Raw genomic sequence first — 17,038 nt, 5'->3', positions numbered from 1 at the left:
TGGCGCCGCCCGCCTGCTGCTCCCCCCAAGCGACCCGTCCGAACGAATTCAAGGAGACAAGACCATGCAGCGACGACCCTTCCTCGCAAGCGCCCTCGTGGCCGCAGCCTCGGCCACCGTCACGACGCTGGCTGCTGCACAAGGCTTCCCGGCCCGGCCGGTCACGGTGATCGTGCCCAATCCGCCGGGCGGCATCGTCGACTCCTCGGCCCGCATCGTGGCCGATTCGCTGGCCAAGGTGCTGTCGCAGTCCGTCGTGGTGGAAAACCGCGGCGGCGGCAGCGGCAACGTGGCATACGGTGCCGTGGCGCGCGCGCCCGCCGACGGCTACACGCTCCTGAGCTCGTACTCGGCCTACCACGTCGGCAACCCGGCCCTGATGGCCAAGCTGCCCTGGGCGCAGAAGGACTTCGCGCCGGTGGCCCTGGTGACGGCCGGCACCAACGTGATCGCGGTGCATCCATCGGTGCCCGCCAACACGCTGCCCGAGTTCATCGAGTACCTGAAGAAGAACCCCGGCAAGCTGAGCTACGCGTCGCAGGGCAATGGCTCGCTGTCGCACGTCGGCACCGAGATGTTCAAGACCCAGACGGGCACCAACATGGTCCACATCCCGTACAAGGGGTCGGGCCCGGCCATCCAGGACGTGCTGTCGGGCCAGGTGCAGGTGTTCATCACCACGCCGCCTTCGGTGATGCAGCACGTGCAGGCCGGCAAGCTCAAGGGACTGGCCGTGACCGGCAAGACCCGCCATCCGGGCCTGCCCGACGTCCCCACCACTGCGGAAGCCGGCCTGAAGGGCTTCGAGCTGGAGGCCTGGGTCGGGATGTTCGCGCCGGCCGGCACCCCGCCCGACGTGATCGACAGGCTGAGCACCGGCATCAAGCAGGCGCTCGAGCAGCCCGAGGCCAAGACCCGCGCCGCCGGCGCCGGCATCGACCTGCGGTACCTGCCACCCAGCGCGCTGGAGGCCCTGGTCACCCGCGAAACCGCGTTCTGGGCCAAGACGATCAAGGCCGCCAACATCACGGCCGACTGAGGCCCCGCCAGGCGTCCACTGGCGCGGGCTGCGCAGGTTCCGGGCGGTGCTTCGGGTAAGCTGCGGCGCCCATGAAGATCACCACCTGGAACGTCAACTCGCTCACCGCCCGCCTGCAGCACGTGCTCGACTGGGTGGCGGCCAACCCGGTCGACGTGCTGTGCCTGCAGGAACTCAAGCTCACCGATGACAAGTTCCCGCTCGACGCGGTGCGCGAGGCGGGCTATGCCCACTGCGCCGTCTTCGGCCAGAAGACCTACAACGGTGTGGCCATCCTGAGCCGCACGCCGGTGCGCGACGTGGCCAGGAACATCGGCGGTTTCGAGGACGAGCAGTCGCGGGTGATCGCCGCGACCGTTGACAGCCCGCTGGGCGAGGTGCGGCTGGTGAACGGCTACTTCGTCAACGGCCAGGCGCCCGGGAGCGACAAGTTCAGCTACAAGATGAACTGGCTGGGGGGCCTCAACACCTACCTGTGCGGCGAGCTCGGGCGGCATCAACGCCTGGTGCTCCTGGGCGACTTCAACATCGCGCCCGAGGACCGCGACTCGTGGGATCCGGACGGCCTGCGCGACACCATCCACCACACCGTCGAGGAGCGCGAGCACTTCCAGCGCCTGCTGGGGCTGGGCCTGTGCGACAGCTTCCGCCTGTTCGAGCAGCCAGAGAAGAGCTTCAGCTGGTGGGACTACCGGATGCTCGGCTACCAGAAGAACCGCGGCCTGCGCATCGACCACATCCTGGTGAGCGAGGCCCTGCGCCCGCACGTGAAGTCCTGCGCCATCGACCGCACGCCGCGCAAGTGGAAGCAGCCGAGCGACCATGCGCCGGTGACCGTCGAACTCTGAGGGCCGGCGTCGGCCCGGGCGCCGGCGAGAGTTCGCGACATCCCGGCCGGGCGGTGCCCCGGCCCATCGACTGACGCCGCGGTCAGCGCCCGCGCAGACCGCAGCGCGCGCAGGCGCATGGAGGTCGGCGGCGGCCCGGCGCCCTCGCCGGCCGTCGCGCGTCACTCCAGGCCCAGTTCCTGGATCTTGCGGGTGATGGTGTTGCGGCCGATGCCCAGCTTCAGGGCGGCCTCGATGCGACGGCCGCGCGTGTTGGCCAGCGCCGTGAGGATGAGGCGCGATTCGAAGCGCCGCGTGAGCTCGTCCCAGACGTCGTGCCGGCCGGCCAGCAGCAGCTCCATGGCTTCGGCTTCAAGGCCGGATTCCCACGCACCACCCGCCATCGGCGCCGTCTCCACCCCCGGCGACGGCGCGGCCACGGCGCTGGCGTCTGCGGGCCGATGCGCTTCCGGCGGCGCCGCCGCGCGTGCAGCCGGTTCGCCGGCGGCCAGCGACACTTCGGGCGGCAGGTCCTTGGGTTCGATCAGCTGCGCGGGCGCCATCACGGTCAGCCAGTGGCAGATGTTCTCGAGCTGCCGCACGTTGCCGGGAAAGCCGAAAGCCGTCAGCCGCGTGAGCGCCGCGTCGGAGATGCGCTTGGGCTCCACGCCCAGCTGCTTGGCCGACTGCTGCAGGAAATGCCGCGCCAGCATGGGAATGTCCTCGCGCCGCTCGCGCAGCGCGGGCAGGCGCAACCGGATCACGTTCAGCCGGTGGAACAGGTCCTCGCGGAAGGCCCCTTCCTTGACGCGCTGCTCCAGGTCCTGGTGGGTCGCGGCGATCACGCGCACGTTCGCCTTGACCGCGTTGTGGCCGCCGACCCGGTAGAAGTGGCCGTCCGACAGCACCCGCAACAGCCGCGTCTGCAGATCGAACGGCATGTCGCCGATCTCGTCCAGGAAGAGCGTGCCGCCTTCGGCCTGCTCGAAGCGGCCGCGGCGCATGGTCTGGGCGCCGGTGAAGGCGCCGCGCTCGTGGCCGAACAGTTCGCTCTCGAGCAGGTCCTTCGGGATGGCCGCGGTGTTGATGGCGACGAACGGCCCGCTGGCGCGCGGCGAGTGCTTGTGCAGCGCCCGGGCCACCAGTTCCTTGCCGGAGCCGGATTCGCCGGTGATCATCACCGTGACGTTGCTCTGCGAAAGCCGGCCGATGGCGCGGAACACGTCCTGCATCGCCGGCGCCTGGCCCAGCATCTCGGGTGCGGCCGCCAGCCGCTCCTCGGCCACTTCCTCGCGCTGGCTTTCCTCGACCGCCCGACGGATCAGCTCGATCGCCTTGGGCAGGTCGAACGGCTTGGGCAGGTACTCGAACGCGCCGCCCTGGAAGGCGGAGACGGCGCTGTCCAGGTCGGAGAACGCCGTCATGATGATGACGGGCAGCCCAGGGTGCTTCTCCTTGACCTTGGACAGCAGGTCGAGGCCGCTGCCGCCCGGCATGCGGATGTCGCTCACCAGGATCTGCGGCCCCTGGTCGTCGTTGGCGCTGTCCAGCGCCAGCAGGACCTCGCGCGCGTTCGTGAAGCTTCGGGTGGGGAGTTCCTCCCGCAGCAGCGCCTTTTCCAGCACGAAGCGGATGGATTGGTCATCGTCAACGATCCAGATCGGCTTCATGGATGGACAGTCACCTCAGGTCATTCGGTTGGAAGAACTCAGGGCAATGGAATCAGGATCTTGAAATCCGTCCTCCCCGGCACGCTGTCGCACTCGATCAGTCCATGATGCTGCTGCACGAAGGTTTGCGCCAACGTCAGCCCCAATCCTGACCCGCCTTCCCTGCCGGAGACCAGCGGGTAGAAGATGCGGTCCTTGATCGCCTCGGGCACGCCGGGCCCGTTGTCGATCACATGCAATTCCAGTGCCAGTCGATAGCGCTGTTTACCGAACGTGACCTGCCGCGCCACGCGCGTGCGGAACACCAGTTGCGCGTCGCCCGCGGCGATGCGGTCGGACAGCGCCTGGCAGGCGTTGTGCGCGATGTTCAGCACCGCCTGGATCAGCTGCTCGCGGTCGCCGCGGAACTCGGGCAGCGAGGTGTCGTACTCGCGCACCACCTTCAGGCCACGCGGGAACTCCGCCAGGATCAGCGAGCGCACGCGTTCGCACACTTCGTGGATGTTGACGTCGCCCACCACGTGCGGCCGGCGGTGCGGCGCGAGCAGGCGGTCGACCAGCGTCTGCAGGCGATCGGCCTCGTGGATGATGACGCGGGTGTATTCCTTCAGGTCGCGGCCCTGGATCTCCATCTCCAGCAGCTGCGCCGCGCCGCGGATGCCACCGAGCGGATTCTTGATCTCGTGCGCCAGGTTGCGGATCAGCTCCTTGTTCGCCTGCGCCTGGTCGATCAGGCGCTCCTCGCGCTCCTGGCGCACCTGCTGCTCCAGCGGCAGCAGCTCGATGATGATCTCGCCCGGGTGGTCGGTCTGCACCACGACCACGTGCACCTGCATCGGATCGGCGTTGTGGCGCAGCAGCCAGGCGTCATAGCGCAGCGCCGCGAATTCGTTGCTGCCGGCGCCCTCCAGCGCGTTGCGCAGCAGCTGCGGCTCGGTGAAGCAGGCCGGGAAGCTCGACCCCTCGATGGTGCGGCGGGAACTGCCGAGCGCGTCCTCGAGGGCCGCGTTGGCGAACAGCACGCTGCCGTCGGCGGCCACCACCGCCACCAGCGTGGCGAGCAGGTCGAACGCGCCGAAGCGCGCCGAAGCCGACGACGCGGGCGAGTCGGGGCGGGACGCGGTCAAGCCGTCACTTGGCCGCCGAGGCGTTCAGGCGGCCCAGTTCGCGCTGGATGCCGGCGATGTCGCTCTCGTTGCGGGAGATGCTGGCCTTCAGCTCGGCCACCCGGTCCAGGTACTTCTGGTGGTTGCGTGTCTCCGGCCCGAGCTTCTCGGGCTCGCCGTTGTTGTATTCCTTCAGCAGCTCCTCCTGGCGCGCCTGCGCCTTCCTGAGCTCGGCCTCCAGGATGTGGCGGGCATCGGCGTCGCGCGCCTTCTGGTCGGCGGCCTCCACCTTCTGGGCGGCCGAGGCGGACGGGGCGGCGTTGGCCACCCGCACCGGTGCGTTGACGCGCGTGCCCTCGACCACGGTCACGTTGCCGCCTTCGACCGGCTTGCAGCCCTGGGCCGCGGCTTCGGAACTGTTGTTGGTGTACGTGTTGCCGCAGCGCCAGATACGCGTGGTCTGGGCTTGGGCCTGGGCGGCGGCCAGCAGCAGGGTCAGGGAGATCGTGAGGGCGTACTTCATGGTTTGGCTCCTTTCACCGAGGGGTTCAGGATGGTCTGCCAGTATGGCTGAACTCTTCCGATCGGCCAACCAAGTCCATGATTCCAAACAACAATTCGCGGCGGCTGCCATGCTTTTGGGACACCTGATGCGCACACGGAACGGTGCCGGGTGGGTCGGAAAGGACAAAAGGACGGCGCGAGCCGTCCTTTTCCGCAGAGCGCCGGACGGACGTCCGGCGCAGGGGCCCCATCAGAGGCTGTAGTACATGTCGAACTCGATCGGGTGCGTGGTCATGCGGAAACGCGTGACTTCCTGCATCTTCAGCTCGATGTAGGCATCGATCATCGAGTCGGTGAACACGCCGCCCTTGGTCAGGAACGCGCGATCCTTGTCGAGGTACTCCAGCGCCTGGTCGAGGCTGTGGCACACGGTCGGGATCTTCGCGTCCTCTTCCGGCGGCAGGTGGTACAGGTCCTTGGTGGCGGCTTCGCCCGGGTGGATCTTGTTCTCGACGCCGTCCAGGCCCGCCATCAGCATAGCGGCGAAGCCCAGGTACGGGTTCATCAGGGGATCCGGGAAACGCGCCTCGATGCGGCGGCCCTTCGGGTTGGCCACGTACGGGATGCGGATCGACGCGGAGCGGTTGCGGGCCGAGTAGGCCAGCTTGACCGGTGCCTCGAAGCCGGGCACCAGGCGCTTGTAGCTGTTGGTGCCGGGGTTGGTGATGGCGTTCAGGGCACGGGCGTGCTTGATGATGCCGCCGATGTAGAACAGCGCGAACTCCGACAGGCCGGCGTAGCCGTCGCCCGCGAACAGGTTCTTGCCGTCCTTCCACACGGACTGGTGCACGTGCATGCCGGAGCCGTTGTCGCCCACGAGGGGCTTGGGCATGAAGGTGGCCGTCTTGCCGTAGGCGTTGGCCACGTTCTGGATGACGTACTTCTGCAGCTGGCTCCAGTCGGCGCGGGCCACCAGGGTGTTGAACCTGGTGCCGATCTCGTTCTGGCCGGCGCCCGCCACCTCGTGGTGGAACACCTCGACGGGGATGCCCAGCGATTCGAGGATCAGGGACATCTCGGCGCGCATGTCCTGCGTGCTGTCGACCGGGGGCACGGGGAAGTAGCCGCCCTTGACGGTCGGACGGTGGCCCTTGTTGCCGCCTTCGATCTTCTTGCCCGTGTTCCAGGAAGCCTCGTACTCGTCGATCTTGACGAACGAGCCGGACATGTCGGCGCCCCAGCGGACGTCGTCGAAGATGAAGAATTCGGGTTCCGGACCGAAGAAGGCGGTGTCACCCAGCCCGGTGGACTTCAGGTAGGCCTCGGCACGCTTGGCGATCGAACGCGGGTCGCGGTCGTAGGCCTTGCCGTCGCCCGGCTCGAGCACGTCGCAGGTCAGCAGCAGCGTGGTCTCTTCGAAGAAGGGATCGATGTTCGCGGTGGAAGGATCCGGCATCAGCAGCATGTCGGATGCCTCGATGCCCTTCCAGCCGGCCACGGAGGAGCCGTCGAAGGCGTGGCCGGAGCTGAACTTGTCTTCGTCGAAGTGCGACACGGGAACGGTCACGTGCTGTTCCTTGCCACGCGTGTCGGTGAAGCGGAAGTCGACGAACTTGACTTCGTTGTCCTTCACCATCTTCATCACGTCTGCGACGGTCTTGGCTGCCATCAGGTTTTCTCCGGTTGGATGGTTGATTGAGAGAGAAGCGGGGTGCTGGAATGCAGGTTCTGTGCCAAAGCTGGTGCATGGCCCGGTCCGGCGGAGCCCGGCGATTGTCGGTGATGTTTGGGGGGATTCCTGACGAAAGGCTCAAGCCCGGCGGGACGGCGGAGAACCTTTCTGGTGCATTCTGGCCGATGCACGCTCCTGGTGCATCACCCTTCGCGCACCAATTCGGGGCCGAGCTTGGCCCCGATCTGATGCAGGCCCGCCAGCAGGTCGGCATAGGCCGGGCCGACGGCTCCGGGCGGGCCTTTGACCCCCAGGTCGATGTGCCGGCCGTACTGCGGATGGTCGACGCTGGGCAGGCTGAACACCTTGATCTCCGGATGGCTACGCTCCAGCTGCTCCATCAGCGGCGTCAACGTGGCCTCCATCGCCCCGAACACGATGACCGAGCGCTCCAGGTAGGCGCCGCGCTGGAACAGGTGGGCGTACTGGCCGTCGAGGACCGACTCGATCATCGGCCAGGCCATGACCGGAAAGCCCGGGACGAAGTGCACGTCCCCGCAGCTGAAGCCGGGGATCTTGTTGTACGGGTTCGGGATGATGCGGGCGCCGCGCGGGAAGACGCCCATGTTCAGCCGGTGCACGTTGTCGGGCCGGTCCGGCTCGTAGGGCACGCCCTGCTCCCGCGCGACGTCTTGCATCCGCTCGCGGATCAGTGCCTCGGCCTCGGGGTGCAAGGCCAGCTCGACGCCCAGGGCCCGGGCCGCGCACTGCCGGGTGTGGTCGTCCGGGGTGGCGCCGATGCCGCCGCAGGAGAACACCACCGCGCCGGAGGCGAACGCCCGGGACAGGGTGGCGGTGATGCGATCGGGCGCATCGCCCACGTAGTCGGCCCAGGCCAGCTGCAGCCCCCGTGCGCCGAGCAGTTCGATGACCTTGGGCAGGTGCTTGTCGGCGCGCTTGCCGGACAGGATCTCGTCGCCGACGATGACGAGCCCGAATTCAGGTCGAGTGGACATCCTCCAATGCTACCGGGGCCGGCTGCACCGGGACGGGCGGCGGTCCCTGCCGGGCGCGCAGCTGCTCCAGGGCGGCCAGGCAGTAGTGGCCGAACCAGAGCGAGGAGAACGCGAAGACCAGGGTGTAGATCCAGATGGCCAGCGGCACCAGGATCACGAAGGCGGCGGCGAACAGCGCCCCCGATGCCCAGACGACGCTGGGCGCCGCGCCCAGGTAGCCGGTCAGCACGCCGATGCCCAGCAACGGAAGGCGGTGCTGCTTGAGCAGCAGGCGCCGCTCCTCGCGGGTGGCGTGCTCGGCCAGCGCGTCGAACGCCATGACGCGGTAGGCCAGCCAGCCCCAGATCAGCGGCGGCAGCACGAAGACCAGCGGCGGGATCAGCCACAGCGGCAGCGACACGACCAGCGCCACCAGGGCCAGCAGCGTCGAGCCGAGCGACCAGGCGATGCTGCCGAGCAGCGAACCACCCTGCTCGCGCGCCAGCCCCGGGAACCGCCGCTCCGCCACCAGCCGCACCAGCGCGGGCGTCATGAGCGTGGCCACCGCCAGCAGCGAGCACAGCACGATCACCGGCGTCGCCAGGAAGATCACCACCAGCGGGGCCACGACCGTGCGCAGACCGCCCAGGCCGAGATCCCGCAGCCAGTCGCCGGCGCGGCTCAGGAGTGCCGACGACTCCAGCCAGCGGAAGACGGCGTCCACCGCGGGATCCCAGAACAGCCAGCCGAGCCCGATGGCGGCCAGCACCATCAGCAGCAGCGGCAGGATCGACAGGGCGACCACCCGCGGATGCAGGCAGTAGGCGACAGCGCGCCAGAACGAATCGAGGACCAGACCCATGCGGGCAGGATACCGCGGCACTCAGGCCCGGCGGACCAGCCGCTTGAGCCCCAGCCACTGCTGCGACCAGAAGCCGCGGCCGTAGTCACGGCCCTTCTCCACCTGGTCGCGGATGCCGGTCGGGTCGAAGCGATGCTCGAAGTTCGCCGTGCCGAACAGCATGTCCCACCAGGGCAGGAGCACGCCGAAGTTGTGGCCGCCCAGCGAGCCCCGGCCGCGGCCCTCGTGCCCGATGCCGATGCTGTGGTGCAGGCGGTGGAACCGCGGACTGATCCAGAGGCGCTCGCCCCAGCGGCCGAACGACAGCCGCAGGTTCGCATGCTGCAGGCTCTCGGACAGCTGGGTGACCGCGACGATCGCGACGAACTGCCCCGGCGCCACCCCGATCAACTGGGCCAGCAGGACCAGCAGCACGTCGCGGATCACGTCGTCCAGCAGGTGGTTGCGGTTGTCGCTCCACATGGTCATCTGGCGCTGCGAATGGTGCAGCGCGTGCAGGCTCCACCACCAGCGCCAGGTGTGCTGGCCGCGGTGGATCCAGTAGTCGGCGAAGTCGAAGGCAATCAGGTAGATCGCGAAGCTGACCAGCGGCAGGTCGCTCACGCCCGGCCAGAGGTTGTCGATGTGGACGCCGGCGAAGCCCGCGACGCGCAGGCGACCGAACACCTCGTCGAACACCGGCTGCAGCGTGAAGAAGAGCCCCACCCGGAACAGGCCCAGGCGGTGCACCAGCGTGTAGAGCACGTCCGTGCGCACCGCGGCCCGGTCGGTCACCGGCTCCACCGGCCGCCAGCGCTGCAGCGGCCCGATGACCAGCAGCATCAGAAGGATCTGGACCAGGCCGACCAGCAGCCAGCCGGTGGCGGCATAGCCGTCCTCCAGCAGGTGTCCCATCCCCAGCACGAACATGACGGGCTGCACCACCGCCTCGAACAGCCATTGCTGCGCGGCACCGAAGCCGTCTTCCAGCCAACTCATCTCTTCTCCGTTCCCTTGCGCTCGATCCAGGCGGCGTACTGCGGGTGCTCGCGCAAGGTGCGAAAGCAGAAGCCCCGCTCCTTCAACCCGGCAACCAGCGGCTCCAGCACCGCCGGTGCCCACGGGTCCCGGCGCGACCAGATGCCCAGGTGGGCCAGCAGGATGTCGCCGCTTCGCACGTTGCGCAGCGCGCGCGCCAGCAACTCGGCATTGGACACGGTTTCGCTGGAAAGTTCATCGCCCAGGAATCCGGCGGGCGACCAGCCCACGTGTTCCCAGCCGCAAGCCTTCGCGGCCGCCAGCAGGCGCGGCGACGTCTTGCCACCGGGGGCGCGGAACAGGGGCAGTGGCTTGCGCCCGGTGATCTCCTCCAGCCGCGCCGCCGAACGGCCGATCTCCTCGCAGTACTGCTGCGCGGTCCAGGCCTGGTCGCGCCCCTCCGTCGGGCCGGCCGAGGGCCGCACCCGGAAGCGCGCCGGCTCGCCAGGCAGGTCGGCGCGCCAGTAGACGTGGTCGTAGGTGTGCGAGGCGAACTCGTGGCCTTCGGCGGCGCGCGCCTTCCACCAGGCGGCCCAGGCGCTGCCGAGGCTGCCGTCGCCGGTCTTGGTGCGTTCGTTGGCCGCGAAGAACGTCACCCGCACCTGGTGCCGGCGCAGCACGTCCGCCATCAGCGGGGCCACTTCCATGTGGCCGGTGTCCAGGGTCAGGTAGACCGGCTTGGCGCAGTCCTGCGCAGCTGCCGGGCCGGCCGCCACGAGGACCGCCGCGGCCAAGACGGCGGCACCCAGGCGGCGCCGGTCAGCGCGCCGCGTGGTCCAGGGTCCAGACGCCATGGGGAGACTTGCCCACCGCGACCTGGCGCACGATCTTGCCGGACTCGGTGTCGATCACGGTGAGCTTGCGCGCCCAGCGCGAAGTGACCATCAGCAGCTTGCCGCCGGCGGTGACTTCCATGCAGTCGGGCCCGCCGGGGGCGGGATAGGTGGCGACCACCTCGAGCTTGTCGAGGTCGATCTTGCTGATGGTGTTGGCCACGCGGTTGCTGAGGAAGACGTGGCGCTTGTCGCCGGCCGCCCGGAAGGCGTGGGCACCGTCGCCGGTCTTCACGCGGCGCACGGCGCGGGGCTTGGCGCCGCTGACGTCGAACACTTCCACGCTGTCGCTGCCGGTCAGGCCGACCAGCAGCGTGCGGTCGTCCGCGGTGCCGTAGACGTCGGCCGGCATCGGGCCGGTCTTGATGCGCCAACGCAGCGCCTGCGTGGCGAGATCGACGGCGACCAGCTCGTCGCTGTCCTGCATCGTGACGTAGGCCACGGTGCTGCGGCTGTCGATCCACACGTGGCTGGGCGTCTTGCCGGTGGGCACGCGCGCGGCCAGTTGCAGGTCCTTGCCGTCCCAGCGGTAGATGTCGACATGGTTCAGGCGGTTGCCCGCCGTGACCATCCACTTCATGTCAGGCGAGAAACGCAGCTGGTACGGATCGATGATGCCGCGCACGACCCGCTGGATCTCGGCCGTCTTGGGGTCGATGAAGGTCAGCGAATCGCTCAGCGCGTTGGCGACGATGACCGACTTCTCGTCGGGCGTCATGTAGAGATGGTGCGGCTCCTTGCCGGTGGGCAGGCGGCGCACCTCCTTCCAGCCCGCCGGGTCGATGACGCTGACGTCGGCATCGAGCGAGTTGAGGACGAAGATGGGTGCGGTCTGGGCCGCGGCGCCATGGCATGCGGCCAGCGCGGCGGCGGCCAGGGCGAGAGAACGCAAGAAACGGGTCACGGGCACTTCCTGGACAACCCGCGAGTGTAGTCCGCGCTCCCCGCTGCTCTCGTAACATCCCTGCGATGCAGATGATCTTCGTCAACGGGGTGGGGCTCGAGGTCCGGCGCCTCGACGCTCCCGCCGGCGCGCCGGCGCGCGCGCCGCTGGTGTTCCTGCATGAAGGCCTGGGCTCGGTGGCCATGTGGCGCGACTGGCCGCAGCAGCTGTGCGAGGCCACCGGCCGCGCCGGCATCGTCTACTCGCGCCAGGGCTATGGCGCCTCCGACCCGGTGCCCGACGTCCGGGGCACCGGCCGCCTGCGGCCGGACTACATGCACCGCGAGGCCTTCGAAGTGCTGCCCGGGCTCCTGCGGGCGCTGGACGTCGCGGCGCCCGTGCTGCTCGGGCACTCCGACGGGGGCACGATCGCCCTGCTCCACGCCAGCCGCCACCCGGTGGGCGCCTGCGTGGTGATGGCGCCCCACGTGCTGGTGGAGGACGTGTCGATCGCCTCGATCGCGCAGGCCCGCGACGCCTTCCTCGCAGGGCCGCTGCGCGAGCGCCTGGCCCGCTACCACCGGGACGTCGACGTCGCGTTCTGGCAATGGAACGACGTCTGGCTGAGCCAGGGGTTCCGCGCCTTCGACATCCGTGCGGACTGCCGCCGCATCGCCGCGCCCGTGCTGGCGATGCAGGGACTGGACGATGCCTACGGCACGCTGCGGCAGATCGAGGAGATCGCCCCGACCGCCGGAAGGTTCGAGACCGAGGTCGTGCCCGATTGCGGCCATTCGCCGCACCGGGACCAGCCCGGGGTCGTCACCGCCCGGATCGCCTCGTTCCTGGCCGCCCTGCCCTAGCCGGGGCGCAGGAGGTCGAGCTCCGCCTCCCCGAGCCAGCGCCACTGGCCCGGCGCCAGATCGGCCGGGAGCGCCAGGCCGCCGATGCGCGCGCGGTGCAGGCCCTCCACCCGATTGCCGGCCGCGGCCACCATGCGCTTGACCTGGTGGTACTTGCCCTCGGTCAGCGTCATCGCCAGGGCATGCTCGCCCCGCACTTCGCAGGCGGCGGCCCGCACCGGCTTCGGATCGTCGTCCAACACCACGCCCTCGAGCAGGCGCCGCACGAGCCGGTCGTCGACCGGGTGCTTCGCCACGATCTCGTAGACCTTGGGCACGTGCCGCTTGGGCGAGCTCATGCGATGGATGAAGGCGCCGTCGTCGCTCAGCAGCAGCAGCCCGGTCGTGTCCTGGTCCAGCCGGCCGACCGCCTGCACGCCCGGCTGGCCGAGGCGGTTGGGCCGCTGCCGAAGCGGTCCGGGCAGGAGCGTGTAGATGCTCGGCCAGGCGGAAGGCTTGGCCGAGCATTCGTAGCCGGCTGGCTTGTGCAGCATGACGTAGGCCTTCTCGTGGAAGACCCAGTCCTGCCGCTGCACGGTGTACCGCAGCCCGTCCGGTTCGAAGTCCGCCGCCGGGTCGGTGCAGGGCACCCCGGCGACGGCCACGTAGCCCTGTTCGACCAGACCCGCGCACACGCGCCGGGTGCCGAATCCCTGGCTGTAGAGAATCTGCTGCAACTGCATCGGGCCGCAGTGTAGGCGGCCCGTGCCGGGCGGCCGCTGTGGCGGCCCGCGTCCGTCAACCGGATGTCAACCGCGGGTCGGGTGCGGGGATCGGGCGAGGCGCTCCTCGCCGGTGAACTCATCCCGCCGCGGTGTCTTGCGCGTCTTGGGCTGGCCGCCGCGCTGCTGCGGCCTCACGGTCTCGTCGTCTGCAAGCTCGAAGGCGGCGTACACGGTGTTCCGGTCGCGCCGGACGCCGAGCTGTTTCTGCGGAGATCGGTGCATGGCTCGTCCTTACTGCTGGAAGAAGCGGCGACTGCGGCCGCCGCGCGCAATCTAGGCAAGCAGGTTGCTGTCGGGTGTAGGACGTCGCCGCAGGCGTGTAGGACGGCAGCGGCACAGTCTGGGGCGCGGGGTTGCGGTGTCGTCCCGGGTGCGTTGCACTCACCTCGCCAGGTCGGCCGTGTTTTTTTGGCGGGTGCCAGGGATTTTCCGGCGCCAATGGAACCGTTCCACGCCTTCGGTCACTGACACGCTGAGATAAAACAACGCGGACCGGCCCGCCGGCCCGCCCCAAGGAGCGATATGCCCCCCATCCAGCCCTCCTCCGGAGCGCCCGCCGGCCTGCCGCCGGCGAGCGCCTTCGGTGAAGCCGCCCAGCGCGCGCCCGAAGTCCGGGTGTCGGTGGACGGTCAGGAGTACCGGGTGCTTGCCCAGGGCCAGCTGTCCGGCGAGAAAGGCGCGCGCAGCGTGGCCTGGATCCAGGGCGACGTGGACACCACCAGCGTCTTCGTCCAGGCGCTCCAGCAGTCGTACGGCGGGGCGCTGTCGACGGCGGTGGCCCGCGAACTGGGCCTGGACCCGGCTCCGGGCAAGCCCCTGGCCTCGCGGCTGGTCCAGCAGGCGCTGGACATGGGGCAGACGGGGCAGAAGGCCCTGGCAGGGGTCGACTTCCTGACCTTCATCGAGCACTCGGCGACGACCGGAGGCGGCGCATACCGCCGCCTGCTCGCCGACGCCGGCATCGATCCGAAGTCGGTCAGCCCGGCGCACAAGCAGCAGATCGACGACGGGCTGCGCGCGCAGTTCGCCGCTGCCGCCGCGGCAGGCGCGTCGCCGGTGCCCGCCAGCACCGCCAGCGACTGGCTGCGCAGTCGCATCTCCGGGTTGACGGATCAGCTCGGCTGAGGCACCGTTGCGGGCTGCGTCGCCCTGCAACGAAAAAAACATTCCCGGAGTGCCGTCTTGAGCCTTTCGCCGCCAGGTCCTGGCGCATCGGAGCCCGTGCCCGGTTTCGCGGCGGCCGCGGCCATCGACCCCGAGTTGCTGTTCCGGCAGCTGGTGAGCGACCACCAGCAGCGGCTGTACCGCTTCGTGGTCAAGAACATCGGCACCGGCACTGATGCCGAGGACCTCACGCAGCAGGCATTCGTCGAAGCCGCCCAGGCCCTGCAGACCTTCCGTGGCGCGTCGGAGCTGTCCACCTGGCTCTACGGCATCGCGATGAACCTGGTGCGGAACTATCTCTCACGCGCGCCACACCGCCGCTACACCTTCGAGGACGAGGAATCGCTGGCGGATTCCGCGTCCGAGACGCCCGACCCGTCCGAGCAGCTGGCGCAATCGCAGATCGTGCGCGCGCTGCAGCAGGAGCTCGAAGGACTCCCGCCCGAGATGCGCGAGGTGCTGCTGCTCGTCGCGCTCGACGAACTGAGCTACGAGCAGGCGGCCGTCATGCTGTCGGTGCCGGTGGGCACCGTCCGCAGCCGCGTCTCGCGCGCCCGGGCGACGCTGCGCAAGCGGCTCGGCGCCGCGCAGCACGACCTGGGCTTCTGAGCCGGCTCAAGGCGTCGGCACCCGCTCCGGCGGCACCACCTGGGGCGGCAGCACCTGGGGCGGCAGCACCCGGACGTCGGGCGCCACCTGGCCCGGCGCGGTCAGGATCTTCGGCTTGATCAGGAACAGGCGCTCCCGCTTCTGCACGCTGCGCGCCCGGTTCGAGAACAGCAGCCCCACGCCGGGAATGTCGCCAAGGACGGGCACGCGCTGCGTGCTCTCGACGTTCTGGTCGCTGCTGTGGCCGGCGATCAGCAGGGTGTCCTCCGGACGCACGATGGCCTGCGTGCTCACCGCGCTGCGGCGGACGGTGGGCAGGCTGTCCACCTGCGTGTCCTGGATCTGGCCGTCCTCGATGTCGACCGTCAGCTGCACCGCGCGGTCGGTGCCGCGCTCCACCACCCGGGGCGTGACGCGCAGCGTCGTGCCCGCCGTCACCGGGATCAGGCTGGCGACGCGCTCGCCCTGCAGCCGGACGTAGAACGTCTCGGACAGGTCCAGCAGCGCGCCGATGTTGTCGGTCGTCAGGACCGACGGCCGGCTCTGCACGCGCGCCTCGCCGTTGGTCTCCAGCAGGCGGATCTGGCTGACGAGGTAGTTGCCGGTGTCGAGCACCAGGGTGCTGGTGCTGAAGGCGGCGCCGGCCGGGCCGCGCACCACGGCCAGCGTTCCTGCCTGCGGCTGCTGGGTCAGGGCGCCGAAGCCCGCAGCGGTGCGGCCGTCGCGGCCGGCCCAGCTGATGCCGAGCTCGCGCGCCTTGTCGGTGTTGATGTCGATGATCATGGCCTCGATCTCGATCAGCGCCGTGGGCACGTCGAGCTGCTCGATCAGGCGTGCGTACATCGGCAGGCGTTCGGGCACGTCCTGCACGATCAGCGCGTTGAGGCGCGGGTCGGACTGGATCGACGGGGCCGGGGATGCGGCCACCGATGCAGGCGGCCGGTTGGCTGCCGCAGGGCCCGCCGGCGCGGCTGCCCCCCCGGGCTCGCCGCCGGCAGCCACGGGCCCACGGGCCGCCGAGGGCAGGACGCCCGAGCTGTCGGCCGACACGACCGGACCGGAACGCAGCGCCACGCCGAGGCCCGCACCGGCGTTCGCCGCGCCATCGGTCGTCGTCCCGGCCGAGCCGCTGCGCGCCACCAGGTCCCGCAGCACGCTGGCAAGGCCGTGCTGGGTGATCTGGCGATCACGGTACTGGATGGTGCGGTCCTCGGCCGAGGCGTGCCGCAGCCGGAACACCGCCACCTGCTGCGCACCGGAGGCGGGCGGCAGCTGCGCCAGCGTGGCTTCCACCAGCCTGACGTAGCTGGCGGGACCCGACACCATGACCACCCCCTGCTGGCCCAGTTCGCCCCACCCGAAGCGGGGCTCCAGCACCCCCAGGTCCGTGAGCGCCTGGCGCAGGGTGCCGACGCTGCCCCCGGGCACCGGCAGGCTGCGCGTGACGATGTCGTTCGCCTTGCTCACGTGCAGCGTGCCGGCATGCGTGTACCAGGTGAACCCGTAGACACCACCGAGGCGCGTGATGAACTCGGTGGGGTTGCGGCTGGTGAACCGGCCGTTGACGGTCCCGCCGAGGCCCGGCTGCACCGACAGCGAGAGGCTGAAGCCGGACGCGAAGTCGGCGAGCACCTTGGCCAGCGGCTCGCCCTGCGCGTAGTAGGTGAACGGCGCGTCGGGCCAGGGGGCGGGGGCGGCGGTCGCGGCGCCGGCGGCCAGGCAGGCGGACAGCAGCGCCGAACGCAGCCAGCGGGAGCATCGGAAGGTGGGCAGGTGCACGGGCATGGGGAGAACGGGCTCAGGCGGAAACGGCGTGGGGGGCGCAGGCACGGGTCCAGAACGCCAGCGCGTTGACGAACGCCGCCAGCTGCGACTCGAGCTGCTCCACGTCGGTGTCGGCGGGCAGCACCTGCTGCAGCACGAGAGCAGACTCCGGCGTGTCGATGCACAGTGCGGCGGCGTCCTGCCGCAGCAGCCCGCAGGCCAGCGTCGCGAGCTGCCGCAGCGCCTCGTCGGCGTCGGCGCGCGGGCGCCCCGACAGGTCCAGCAGGCGCGACACGACGGCGATCCGGCCGTCCGCCGCCGGGCGCAGCTGGACACGATAGCGCCCGTCGAACCGCAGCGTGAGACGGCCGTCCGAGCGCAACGCGCTGCCGTCCAGGCGATGCCTGGCCGCGTAGGCCGAAACGGCGGAATGGGTGGCGGGCGCTCCGGGAGACCTCGTCATGGG

Annotated in this window: 18 protein-coding genes; 5 read left to right on the top strand and 13 right to left on the bottom strand. The window is 70.0% G+C overall.

Annotated elements, in window-relative coordinates; genetic code table 11:
* The first annotated feature begins 64 nt into the window (after nt 1–64).
* Nucleotides 65–1,039: a tripartite tricarboxylate transporter substrate binding protein gene (locus VFE82_RS18865; protein ID WP_325001879.1), complete on the top strand. Its 975-nt coding sequence runs from the start codon at nt 65–67 to the stop codon at nt 1,037–1,039.
* 71 nt (nt 1,040–1,110) lie between these two features.
* Entirely contained in the window at nt 1,111–1,887 is a 777-nt protein-coding gene (gene xth / locus VFE82_RS18860; RefSeq protein ID WP_325001878.1) for an exodeoxyribonuclease III, read from the top strand.
* 161 nt (nt 1,888–2,048) lie between these two features.
* Here the strand turns inward: xth and ntrC are convergent, their stop codons facing one another.
* The 9 genes from ntrC to VFE82_RS18815 form a co-directional block, all read right to left on the bottom strand.
* Entirely contained in the window at nt 2,049–3,536 is a 1,488-nt protein-coding gene (gene ntrC / locus VFE82_RS18855) for a nitrogen regulation protein NR(I) (protein ID WP_325001877.1), read from the bottom strand.
* A gap of 38 nt (nt 3,537–3,574) precedes the next feature.
* Entirely contained in the window at nt 3,575–4,663 is a 1,089-nt protein-coding gene (gene glnL, locus VFE82_RS18850) for a nitrogen regulation protein NR(II) (RefSeq protein WP_325001876.1), read from the bottom strand.
* Nucleotides 4,664–4,667: 4 nt separating this feature from the next.
* Nucleotides 4,668–5,165 (bottom strand): hypothetical protein, encoded by a 498-nt coding sequence (locus VFE82_RS18845; protein WP_325001875.1) that lies wholly within the window; start codon nt 5,163–5,165, stop codon nt 4,668–4,670.
* A gap of 231 nt (nt 5,166–5,396) precedes the next feature.
* Entirely contained in the window at nt 5,397–6,815 is a 1,419-nt protein-coding gene (gene glnA / locus VFE82_RS18840; protein ID WP_325001874.1) for a type I glutamate--ammonia ligase, read from the bottom strand.
* A gap of 206 nt (nt 6,816–7,021) precedes the next feature.
* Nucleotides 7,022–7,834 (bottom strand): competence/damage-inducible protein A, encoded by an 813-nt coding sequence (locus tag VFE82_RS18835; RefSeq protein WP_325001873.1) that lies wholly within the window; start codon nt 7,832–7,834, stop codon nt 7,022–7,024.
* Nucleotides 7,818–8,675 carry an EI24 domain-containing protein gene (locus VFE82_RS18830; RefSeq protein WP_325001872.1) on the bottom strand — a complete coding sequence of 286 codons (858 nt, stop codon included), beginning with the start codon at nt 8,673–8,675 and terminating at the stop codon, nt 7,818–7,820. Before VFE82_RS18830 ends, VFE82_RS18835 begins: the two co-directional genes overlap by 17 nt.
* A 21-nt stretch (nt 8,676–8,696) precedes the next feature.
* Nucleotides 8,697–9,653 carry a sterol desaturase family protein gene (locus VFE82_RS18825; RefSeq protein WP_325001871.1) on the bottom strand — a complete coding sequence of 319 codons (957 nt, stop codon included), beginning with the start codon at nt 9,651–9,653 and terminating at the stop codon, nt 8,697–8,699.
* A complete protein-coding gene (locus VFE82_RS18820) occupies nt 9,650–10,486 on the bottom strand; it encodes a polysaccharide deacetylase family protein (protein ID WP_414708781.1) in 837 nt (278 codons plus the stop codon). Before VFE82_RS18820 ends, VFE82_RS18825 begins: the two co-directional genes overlap by 4 nt.
* Nucleotides 10,452–11,429 (bottom strand): YncE family protein, encoded by a 978-nt coding sequence (locus tag VFE82_RS18815; RefSeq protein ID WP_414708780.1) that lies wholly within the window; start codon nt 11,427–11,429, stop codon nt 10,452–10,454. Before VFE82_RS18815 ends, VFE82_RS18820 begins: the two co-directional genes overlap by 35 nt.
* Nucleotides 11,430–11,494: 65 nt before the next feature.
* Here VFE82_RS18815 and VFE82_RS18810 point away from each other — a divergent pair, with 65 nt between their 5' ends.
* Nucleotides 11,495–12,271 (top strand): alpha/beta hydrolase, encoded by a 777-nt coding sequence (locus tag VFE82_RS18810; protein WP_325001869.1) that lies wholly within the window; start codon nt 11,495–11,497, stop codon nt 12,269–12,271.
* Here VFE82_RS18810 and VFE82_RS18805 read toward each other — a convergent pair.
* Complete coding sequence (locus VFE82_RS18805) at nt 12,268–12,993, bottom strand: 16S rRNA pseudouridine(516) synthase (protein ID WP_325001868.1); 726 nt, start codon at nt 12,991–12,993, stop codon at nt 12,268–12,270. The genes VFE82_RS18810 and VFE82_RS18805 overlap by 4 nt on opposite strands.
* A gap of 66 nt (nt 12,994–13,059) precedes the next feature.
* Nucleotides 13,060–13,257: a hypothetical protein gene (locus VFE82_RS18800; RefSeq protein WP_325001867.1), complete on the bottom strand. Its 198-nt coding sequence runs from the start codon at nt 13,255–13,257 to the stop codon at nt 13,060–13,062.
* A 300-nt stretch (nt 13,258–13,557) separates the two neighbouring features.
* Here VFE82_RS18800 and VFE82_RS18795 point away from each other — a divergent pair, with 300 nt between their 5' ends.
* Together VFE82_RS18795 and VFE82_RS18790 are read left to right on the top strand one after the other, a co-directional pair.
* Nucleotides 13,558–14,160, top strand: coding sequence for a hypothetical protein (locus VFE82_RS18795; RefSeq protein WP_325001866.1), 603 nt, complete (start codon nt 13,558–13,560; stop codon nt 14,158–14,160).
* Between the two features lie 96 nt (nt 14,161–14,256).
* Complete coding sequence (locus VFE82_RS18790; RefSeq protein WP_325001865.1) at nt 14,257–14,808, top strand: RNA polymerase sigma factor; 552 nt, start codon at nt 14,257–14,259, stop codon at nt 14,806–14,808.
* Between the two features lie 6 nt (nt 14,809–14,814).
* Here the strand turns inward: VFE82_RS18790 and sctC are convergent, their stop codons facing one another.
* Together sctC and VFE82_RS18780 are read right to left on the bottom strand one after the other, a co-directional pair.
* Nucleotides 14,815–16,593 carry a type III secretion system outer membrane ring subunit SctC gene (sctC, locus tag VFE82_RS18785; protein ID WP_325001864.1) on the bottom strand — a complete coding sequence of 593 codons (1,779 nt, stop codon included), beginning with the start codon at nt 16,591–16,593 and terminating at the stop codon, nt 14,815–14,817.
* Between the two features lie 13 nt (nt 16,594–16,606).
* On the bottom strand, nt 16,607–17,035 hold the full coding sequence (locus tag VFE82_RS18780; protein ID WP_325001863.1) for a CesT family type III secretion system chaperone: 429 nt from the start codon (nt 17,033–17,035) through the stop codon (nt 16,607–16,609).
* Nucleotides 17,036–17,038 lie beyond the last annotated feature (3 nt).

Origin of the sequence: Ramlibacter sp. (genome assembly GCF_035655895.1) — a bacterium.
GTDB lineage: Bacteria > Pseudomonadota > Gammaproteobacteria > Burkholderiales > Burkholderiaceae_C > Ramlibacter.
Note: the sequence above shows the minus strand (reverse complement) of the source record. Positions and strands in the feature narration are given on the sequence as shown.

Excerpts from the sequence above, each read along its gene's own strand:
- VFE82_RS18865 (WP_325001879.1), top strand. The coding sequence starts at position 65 with ATGCAGCGACGACCCTTCCTCGCAAGCGCCCTCGTGGCCGCAGCCTCG.
- xth (WP_325001878.1), top strand. The coding sequence starts at position 1,111 with ATGAAGATCACCACCTGGAACGTCAACTCGCTCACCGCCCGCCTGCAG.
- ntrC (WP_325001877.1), bottom strand. The coding sequence starts at position 3,536 with ATGAAGCCGATCTGGATCGTTGACGATGACCAATCCATCCGCTTCGTG.
- VFE82_RS18845 (WP_325001875.1), bottom strand. The coding sequence starts at position 5,165 with ATGAAGTACGCCCTCACGATCTCCCTGACCCTGCTGCTGGCCGCCGCC.
- glnA (WP_325001874.1), bottom strand. The coding sequence starts at position 6,815 with ATGGCAGCCAAGACCGTCGCAGACGTGATGAAGATGGTGAAGGACAAC.
- VFE82_RS18835 (WP_325001873.1), bottom strand. The coding sequence starts at position 7,834 with ATGTCCACTCGACCTGAATTCGGGCTCGTCATCGTCGGCGACGAGATC.
- VFE82_RS18830 (WP_325001872.1), bottom strand. The coding sequence starts at position 8,675 with ATGGGTCTGGTCCTCGATTCGTTCTGGCGCGCTGTCGCCTACTGCCTG.
- VFE82_RS18825 (WP_325001871.1), bottom strand. The coding sequence starts at position 9,653 with ATGAGTTGGCTGGAAGACGGCTTCGGTGCCGCGCAGCAATGGCTGTTC.
- VFE82_RS18820 (WP_414708781.1), bottom strand. The coding sequence starts at position 10,486 with ATGGCGTCTGGACCCTGGACCACGCGGCGCGCTGACCGGCGCCGCCTG.
- VFE82_RS18810 (WP_325001869.1), top strand. The coding sequence starts at position 11,495 with ATGCAGATGATCTTCGTCAACGGGGTGGGGCTCGAGGTCCGGCGCCTC.
- VFE82_RS18805 (WP_325001868.1), bottom strand. The coding sequence starts at position 12,993 with ATGCAGTTGCAGCAGATTCTCTACAGCCAGGGATTCGGCACCCGGCGC.
- VFE82_RS18800 (WP_325001867.1), bottom strand. The coding sequence starts at position 13,257 with ATGCACCGATCTCCGCAGAAACAGCTCGGCGTCCGGCGCGACCGGAAC.
- VFE82_RS18795 (WP_325001866.1), top strand. The coding sequence starts at position 13,558 with ATGCCCCCCATCCAGCCCTCCTCCGGAGCGCCCGCCGGCCTGCCGCCG.
- sctC (WP_325001864.1), bottom strand. The coding sequence starts at position 16,593 with ATGCCCGTGCACCTGCCCACCTTCCGATGCTCCCGCTGGCTGCGTTCG.
- VFE82_RS18780 (WP_325001863.1), bottom strand. The coding sequence starts at position 17,035 with ATGACGAGGTCTCCCGGAGCGCCCGCCACCCATTCCGCCGTTTCGGCC.